The sequence below is a fragment of the Devosia sp. genome (genome assembly GCF_028290625.1).
In the GTDB taxonomy this organism is placed as follows: domain Bacteria; phylum Pseudomonadota; class Alphaproteobacteria; order Rhizobiales; family Devosiaceae; genus Devosia.
Genome location: NZ_JAQGJM010000042.1, coordinates 1 through 6,799 on the forward strand (window position 1 = coordinate 1; position 6,799 = coordinate 6,799).

Below are 6,799 nucleotides of genomic sequence, written 5' to 3' on the forward strand. Positions count from 1 at the left end.
AGATCGAGGCCCACGGTGGTAATCTGCATGGCGGATGGCTCCTTTGCTCGGGTTGCCTGATAGCAAACCCACTTTGGCACTCAGATGCCGGGAGCGGGAGCCATCCACCTCATCTGAAATGGGGGCGCAAACCGGACGCCCCAGGATTCGCATAATATGCGGTATGGAGCGTCCGCCTATTTAGGCTGCAAATTCCCGGTGGCGATCTCAGCCCAGAAACTCTACTAACCGGCGCTTCAGAAAATGGGAGCAGAACAATTCCATCAGAGGTTCAACATGAAAATCCAATGCCCTAGACACGACTACATCCTGTCGAGTTTCAGGCTCTGGGAACGGCGTGGGCTTGTTCGATGAAGATGTCGATGTCATCGCCGACATTGAGGTGGGCGGCTTCGGAGGTGGGGCGTTCGGCGCGCAGCTTGCCAAGGCCTTTCAGCTCGATATCGACCAGGATCGTGGTGCCCTGATAGACCTTGTCGGTAACCCGGCCCTCAAACGTGGTAAGGCCGGAATCAGCAGCGGTCTCTCCGCTCTTGCGGGTGCGGATGTGCTCGGGGCGGACGCAGTACCAGATCGGAGCGCCGATCTCGGTCAGCAGCGTCGAGACCGAGGTCAGGGGGGCGGTCTGGGAGGAGCCGTCCAGCGTGGCGCGCGGTGTGGTGCCGGTTTCTGCCAGTTTGGCGGCAAACAGGTTATTGGCGCCGACGAAGCGTGCACCGAACTCGGTGGCGGGGGTGGCGTAAAGATCGACCGGGGTGCCGATCTGCTCGATGTGGCCACCGTTCATCAAGACAATCCTGTCGCTCATCACCAGGGCTTCGACCTGATCGTGGGTGACGAATACCGTGGTCTGTTTGGCTTCGCGCTGGATATCGCGCAGGTCGAGACGCACCTGTTCGCGCAGTTTGGCATCAAGGTTGGACAGTGGTTCATCGAGCAGGACGAGATCGGGCTTGAAGGCCAGGGCGCGGGCGACGGCGACGCGTTGCTGCTGGCCGCCGCTGAGCTGGTCGGGCTTGCGGTCGGCAAGGCCTTCCAGGCGAACGAGGGCGAGGAGCTGGTCGACGCGCTCCTTCTTGTCGGCTTTGGACCAGTGGCGCATGCGCAGGCCAAAGCCGATGTTTTCCGCCACCGTCATGTGGGGAAACAGGGCGTAGTTCTGGAAGACCAGCCCGATATTGCGCTTATTGGCGGGCAGCATGTCGATACGGCGGTCCCCGAAGCGGATTTCGCCACCGTCCTGCGGCAACAGGCCCGATAGCATCTTGAGGGTCGTGGTCTTGCCGCAACCGCTCGGTCCGAGGAAGGTGACGAACTCGCCGGCCGCGATGTGGAGCGTGAAATCGCTGACTGCCGTAAAGGTGCCGAAGGACTTACGGACGCGCTCGATATGAACCGGCTGCGACGTGGATTGATCTGAAGAACGCATGGACATCAACCTTTCCGGCTCATGACGGAGCCAGCCATATATTTCGGCCCGAGGACGACCGCGACGAGGGTGTAGAACGCCATGGCGACGTAGACGAGAACGCCGGCCATTGCGACGGCATAGGGCAGCACGCCGCGATCGACGATATCGCTGAAGAGGCGAATGGCGATCGGGCTGGCATTGGGGCCGGCAATGAAGAACAGCAATTCGAACGTCACCAGGTTCTGCATGAAGATGAAAAGCGCGGCGATGGCGACGCCGGGCGCGATGAGCGGCAGGGTGACCAGGCGGAACGTCGTCAAACGGCCGGCGCCCAGGGTTTGTGCGGCCTGCTCATATTCTTCGGGCAGGCCTTCCAGGAGCGCTTCGGTGAAGCGCAGGCCGGTGGAGAGGCTGAGGGCGACGAGAGCCAGCAGAACGCCGGCGAAGCTATTGTTAAGGTGTAACGGGATGAACACCGTGAGCAGGGCGATGCCCAGGATCAGTTGTGGCACCACGTCGGGGATCAGCACCAGATTGCTCATGATGCGGCGTCCGCGCAGCTTGCCGCGCACCATGGCCCAGGCGGCGGGAATGGCGATGAGAAGGGCCACGGCCGTAGCGGTCAGCGCGGTGCGGACGGTGAACCAGAATGCTTCCCAATAGGCGGGGGGAATGGCCTTGTAGGCATCAAGGTTGAAGTCCGACAGCGAGAGCGAGACTTCCAGCCGCCCCTGGAACGAAGCCAGCAGCACCAGAACGATGGGGAACAGTAGCCAGATCAGCATGATGCCGACATAGACGACCAGCACGCCGGTGCCGAAGAGACCGCCGAAGGTCCAGCGGCGCATCGGTGCCGAAGTTTCGGTGATGGCGCTCATTTGCGGCCTCCGTTTTGACCGTAGCGCAGCAGGATATACTGGGAGAGGCCGGTGACGCCGATGGCGAGAACCGACACGATGACTGCCTGGGCATAAGCAAGATGGGGCTGCTGGAGGGTGAGCAGGTTACTGGCGATGAGCAGCGACACCATGTAAGGCACTCGCCCGTTGAGCATGACAGGAATGGCGTAGGACGTAACGATCGAGGTGAAGATCAGGGCGCTGGCGGCGATGATCCCCGGAATAGCCAGTGGAATGGTGACGACGAAGAACGCACGCAGGCGCGTGGCGCCCATGCTGATCGCCGCGTCTTCGAGCTGGGGATCGACCGACATCAGCACGCCGCTGAGAACCGCCGTGGCAACAACGATGCCCGTATAGACGAAGGCTATGGCCTGACCCGGCCAGTCGAACAAAATGAAGGCGGGTTGGGACAGGATGCCCAGCCCCATGAGGACGCGATTGGCGATGCCGGTCATCGGCGCCAGCAGCAGGATCATGGCGTAGCCGATGACGACGAAGGGCAGCATGCGCGGAATGGTGATGATGGGCATGATGACATTGCGCAGAGCGGTGCGCCGCGCCAGCAGGTAGGCTAGCGGCAAAGCAAGCACGAGGGCGGCGATGGTGACGCCTGCCGCCATCATGATGGTGGTGGCCAGGGTGCGCATGAAAAAGGCATTGCCGAACGAGGCAATGTAATATTCGAGCGAGGGTGCGCCGCTGTGCTGGTTCTTGAGGCTGTTGAAGAACAACAGCCCCAAGGGAACGAGGGCAACCAGTGTCGTCACCAGAACCGCGGGCAGGGTGCAGAGCCGGAAGAAAAGTACCTCGCGGCGAAGACGTCGCCGCAAGATCCTGTATCCTTCATCGTCGGCTATTTCAGCGTCGGGATGAATATTTTTCATTGGTTTTCCGCGTCGGAGTGACGATGACTACTGTCCCTGGATGACGACCCGGTTGTAGAGATCGAGAACTTTTTCGTTGTAGGCGGGGTCGAGCATGGCATCGCGGAAATCGTCGACCCAGAGGAATTTCGCCTTGCTGGTAAAGTCCTGCCATTCAGGAGAGGCAACCTCGCCGGTGCGCGGCAACTTGTTGAGGTAGCCGACTTTCAGGGCAATTTCCGTAGCGATCGGGGATTGGACGAACTTGGCCCATTCGACGGCCGCAATCGGATTTTTGGTCTTGGACGAAATCACCGGACCCGACTGGATGAGCGCAACCACGCCTTCCTTGGGTTCCACGATATGGATCGCCGTGCCGGCAGCCAGCTCTTCCACCGTGTTATGCCACCACCAGGCAGAGATCAGCGCTTCGCCGCGGCGCAGCAAAGGACGGATGGAGCCGGAGCCTTGGGTCAGCGTCAGGGCATTGGCGGCCCAGGTGGCCACAAGGTCGAAGGCGGGACGCGCCGCGGCCTCGTCGAACGTGCCGTCCTTGAACCAGGTATGCCAATCATCGCCACGAATGGCCGCCGCCGCCGCGATGGCATTGTAGCCGCTACCGACCGACAAGGCCGAGTCGAAAGTGATGCGATGGGCAAATTCGGGTTTGGCCAGATCGGCCATCGAGGTGACCGCATCTGCCGGCACCGTGTTCTGGACCGCTAGAACCCAGGCGGAAACTTCCATGGGAGCGGAATAGCCCTGCGTATTGAGCGTCTTCATCGCGCCCTGATCAAAGCTCGCCCATTCCTCGGGCGTGAACTTATCCTGCAGGGGAAGCCAGTAGCCGAGATCGATGCCCTCGCGAATGTTCTGATTGTAGAGCCAATAGACGTCGCCTGTCGGATTGGGCCATTCGGTCTGCAGCTGCGCCCAGACGGTGGGAATAGCGCCCGGCACGGTGCGAACGTGGACCGGCACGCCATATTTTTCTTCCATGAACTTGGAGAACGGCTCGACCAGCGCGTCGGCGAAATCGGTGGGGATGCCGGTGCCGGTATAGACGATCAGTTCTTCGCCCGGCTTGTCCTGTGCAAAAGCGGGGCCGGCCAGCGTGGAAACGCCGGCAATGGCGAGCGATGCCAGCCATTTATTGAGATGCTTCATTGTCTTCCTCCTCTTGAACGATACGAAGCGGCGCTCCGGCCTGACCGGAGCACCTTTGGGCTTAGCCCTCGACCTTGAATTTTTCCAAGGCAGCGTGGTTGAGATCGAACCCCAGACCCGGGCGCGTTGGCGCCGTGATGGAGCCATCGGCATTGACCTCGAGCTGCTGATGGAACATGGCGTCCTTCAGGCGGTTGAGGCTGTTGTCGTAATATTCGACGATGAGCCCGTTTGGGACGGCGGCCACCAGATGCACGTGGATTTCCTGATCGCCATGAGGGGCGACGGGAATATGGTGGGCGTCGGCATAGTGAACGCACTTCTGCCATTCGGTGATGCCGCCCAGAATCTGGGCATCGGCATTGAGCACGTCGGCGGCCTTGGCGTCGATCAGATCGCGGAAGCCAGTGACGGTATATTCGTTTTCGCCCAGGGCAATGGGGAGATCGGTGCGGCGCACGAGATCGGCGGCACCGTCATTGTCTTCGGGCGAAAGGGGTTCTTCAAACCAGTAGATATCGCGGGTTTCGAGGAACCGCGCCATCTTGAGGGCATCAAGGCGATTATAGGCGTTGTTGGCATCGACCAGGACGCTGACGCCGGGGCCGACGGCTTCCTTGACCGCATCGATGCGGGCGAAATCCTCGGCCAGCGGCACGGCGCCGATCTTCATTTTGATCGCCCGAGCGCCTTTTTTGGTCTTGCCGGAGACTTCGGCCTGAAGCGCGTCCATGCCTTTGCCCTTGGTGTAGTAACCGCCGGCGACATACGCAGGCACGCTATCGCGGAAGCCGCCGAGCATCTGGTGGACGGAGCGGCTGCTTTCCTTGCCGATGGCATCCCACACCGCGATATCGACCGCGCTTTGCGCACGGGTTTCAAGGCCGCGGCGCCCGAAGATCTTCGGGCGGTAGATCATTTTCCAGATACGTTCGGTATTGAGCGGCTGGCCGACGACGACGTCGGCGACCTGCTTCAAAGCTTCATAGACGATCTTGCCGCCATGGGTCCAGCCAATGCCGACGACGCCGGAAGTCGTCTCGAGTTCGACCACGCAGATTTCCGTATGGGTATAGGTATAGAGCCCATTGGTGATCGGTTCGTCATAGGGGGCGGTATAGGCGGTCACACGCGCCGATTTGATAGTCATCAGGCCCTCTCAGTTGCCATTAGTCGGAAATATTGGCGCAGCGGCAGCATCGATTGTCGGGATGGGCGCGAAGGCCGGAAAAGCCGGCAAACCTTCTGTCGGTCCGCGCGCTTTCGCCCGCTTCCGGCATGCTCCTCCCGCAGCCGTTTCTTGCTACTTCGGCCATGCGCCGTTACTATCAATGGGGCCATTTCCCGGCCAATGCCGATTTTCGATACAATTATTCAGGACGACGACATTGGTGGATTCGGCTTGGCTTTTGGACTTTATCGAACTGGCCAGGAGCGGGAATTTCTCTCGGGCCGCCGAGCTGCGCAATGTGACGCAGCCCGCCTTCAGCCGGCGGGTCAAACAGCTTGAGGAATGGGTCGGCGTCACGCTGGTCGACCGGGGATCGCATCCGGTGGAACTGACGGCGGCGGGGCGGCTATTTCTCGGGCAGGCCAGCGAAATTCTCGAAAAGCTCGATAAGGCCCGGCAGATGGCGCAGGTGATCGAGGAAGAGGCCAATGGCACGTTGCGCTTCGCATCGACGCAGGTTCTGGCGCTGGGGTTTTTCCCAAAATGGCTGCGCACCATCGCCAGCCGGACACGCATCGGCGGCATCAATCTCATCGCCAATGGGCTGGAGCCATGCGAGCATGATATGTTGCAGGGCAAAGCGACGTTTTTGCTCTGTCACTATTACAAGGGGATGGCGTTCCGGCTTCCCGACGAGGATTTCACCTCGATATCAATCCTGACCGACCGGCTCATGCCGGTGGCTGCGGCCAACGAGGATGGCACACCGCTTTATGAACTTGATGACCACAAGGACGTTACGATCCCGCTGCTCAGTTATGAAAAGCAGACCGGGCTCGGGCGCATTTTCGGTACAGTGTTCGATATCGCTGCCATCAAGCCCAAGATGGTGCCGGTCGCCAGTTCACACCTGGCATTGTTGCTCGGATTGGCGCTTGAAGGGCGCGGGATTGCCTGGGTGCCAGCCAGTGTGGTGCGCGGTGAAATCGAGAGGAAAAGACTGGTCGAGGCCGGGAGTAGGCAGTGGAGCATTCCGATGGAAATCCGGCTTTTTCGCCCACGGAGCAAGCTAAATCCGGCCGCGGAGAAGTTCTGGAGCTATGTCGCGCCAATAGCGCCGAGTAGCGACTGGCTGTGAGCGGGGGGCTTCACCAGCGTATCGGGCCGATGCAGCAGCAGAAGGTCGAGATAGTCGGTACGCAGGGCGGCCAGCGAGCCGTCCACCGCGGCAAGAATATGCTCTTCCGAGAAGTCGAAGGCCACCTTGCGGATGCCCCCCTTGCTC

The 6,799-nt window shown here is 60.7% G+C and carries 6 protein-coding genes and 1 pseudogene; 1 reads left to right on the plus strand and 6 read right to left on the minus strand.

Annotated features, from left to right (window positions below; all coding sequences use genetic code 11):
* Positions 1-319: 319 nt before the first annotated feature.
* From JWR51_RS22635 to JWR51_RS22655, 5 genes are all read right to left on the minus strand, one after another.
* Positions 320-1,435 carry an ABC transporter ATP-binding protein gene (locus tag JWR51_RS22635; protein WP_299753165.1) on the minus strand — a complete coding sequence of 372 codons (1,116 nt, stop codon included), beginning with the start codon at positions 1,433-1,435 and terminating at the stop codon, positions 320-322.
* Positions 1,435-2,289 carry an ABC transporter permease subunit gene (locus tag JWR51_RS22640; RefSeq protein WP_299753167.1) on the minus strand — a complete coding sequence of 285 codons (855 nt, stop codon included), beginning with the start codon at positions 2,287-2,289 and terminating at the stop codon, positions 1,435-1,437. The genes JWR51_RS22635 and JWR51_RS22640 overlap by 1 nt, the downstream gene beginning before the upstream one ends.
* Positions 2,286-3,143, minus strand: a complete 858-nt coding sequence (locus tag JWR51_RS22645) for an ABC transporter permease subunit (RefSeq protein ID WP_299753169.1) — start codon at positions 3,141-3,143, stop codon at positions 2,286-2,288. Before JWR51_RS22645 ends, JWR51_RS22640 begins: the two co-directional genes overlap by 4 nt.
* Before the next feature lie 81 nt (positions 3,144-3,224).
* The gene (locus JWR51_RS22650; protein WP_299753171.1) at positions 3,225-4,343 is read right to left on the minus strand and encodes an extracellular solute-binding protein; all 1,119 of its coding nucleotides are present in this window, start codon (positions 4,341-4,343) and stop codon (positions 3,225-3,227) included.
* Between the two features lie 61 nt (positions 4,344-4,404).
* Entirely contained in the window at positions 4,405-5,493 is a 1,089-nt protein-coding gene (locus tag JWR51_RS22655; protein ID WP_299753173.1) for a mandelate racemase/muconate lactonizing enzyme family protein, read from the minus strand.
* Between the two features lie 61 nt (positions 5,494-5,554).
* On the opposite strand from JWR51_RS22655, the gene JWR51_RS22660 reads away from it, so the two are divergent.
* A complete protein-coding gene (locus JWR51_RS22660) occupies positions 5,555-6,652 on the plus strand; it encodes a LysR substrate-binding domain-containing protein (protein WP_299753175.1) in 1,098 nt (365 codons plus the stop codon).
* 5 nt (positions 6,653-6,657) lie between these two features.
* On the opposite strand, the pseudogene JWR51_RS22665 reads toward JWR51_RS22660, so the two are convergent.
* Positions 6,658-6,799 (minus strand): annotated as a pseudogene (locus tag JWR51_RS22665) (aldo/keto reductase); the annotation flags it as partial.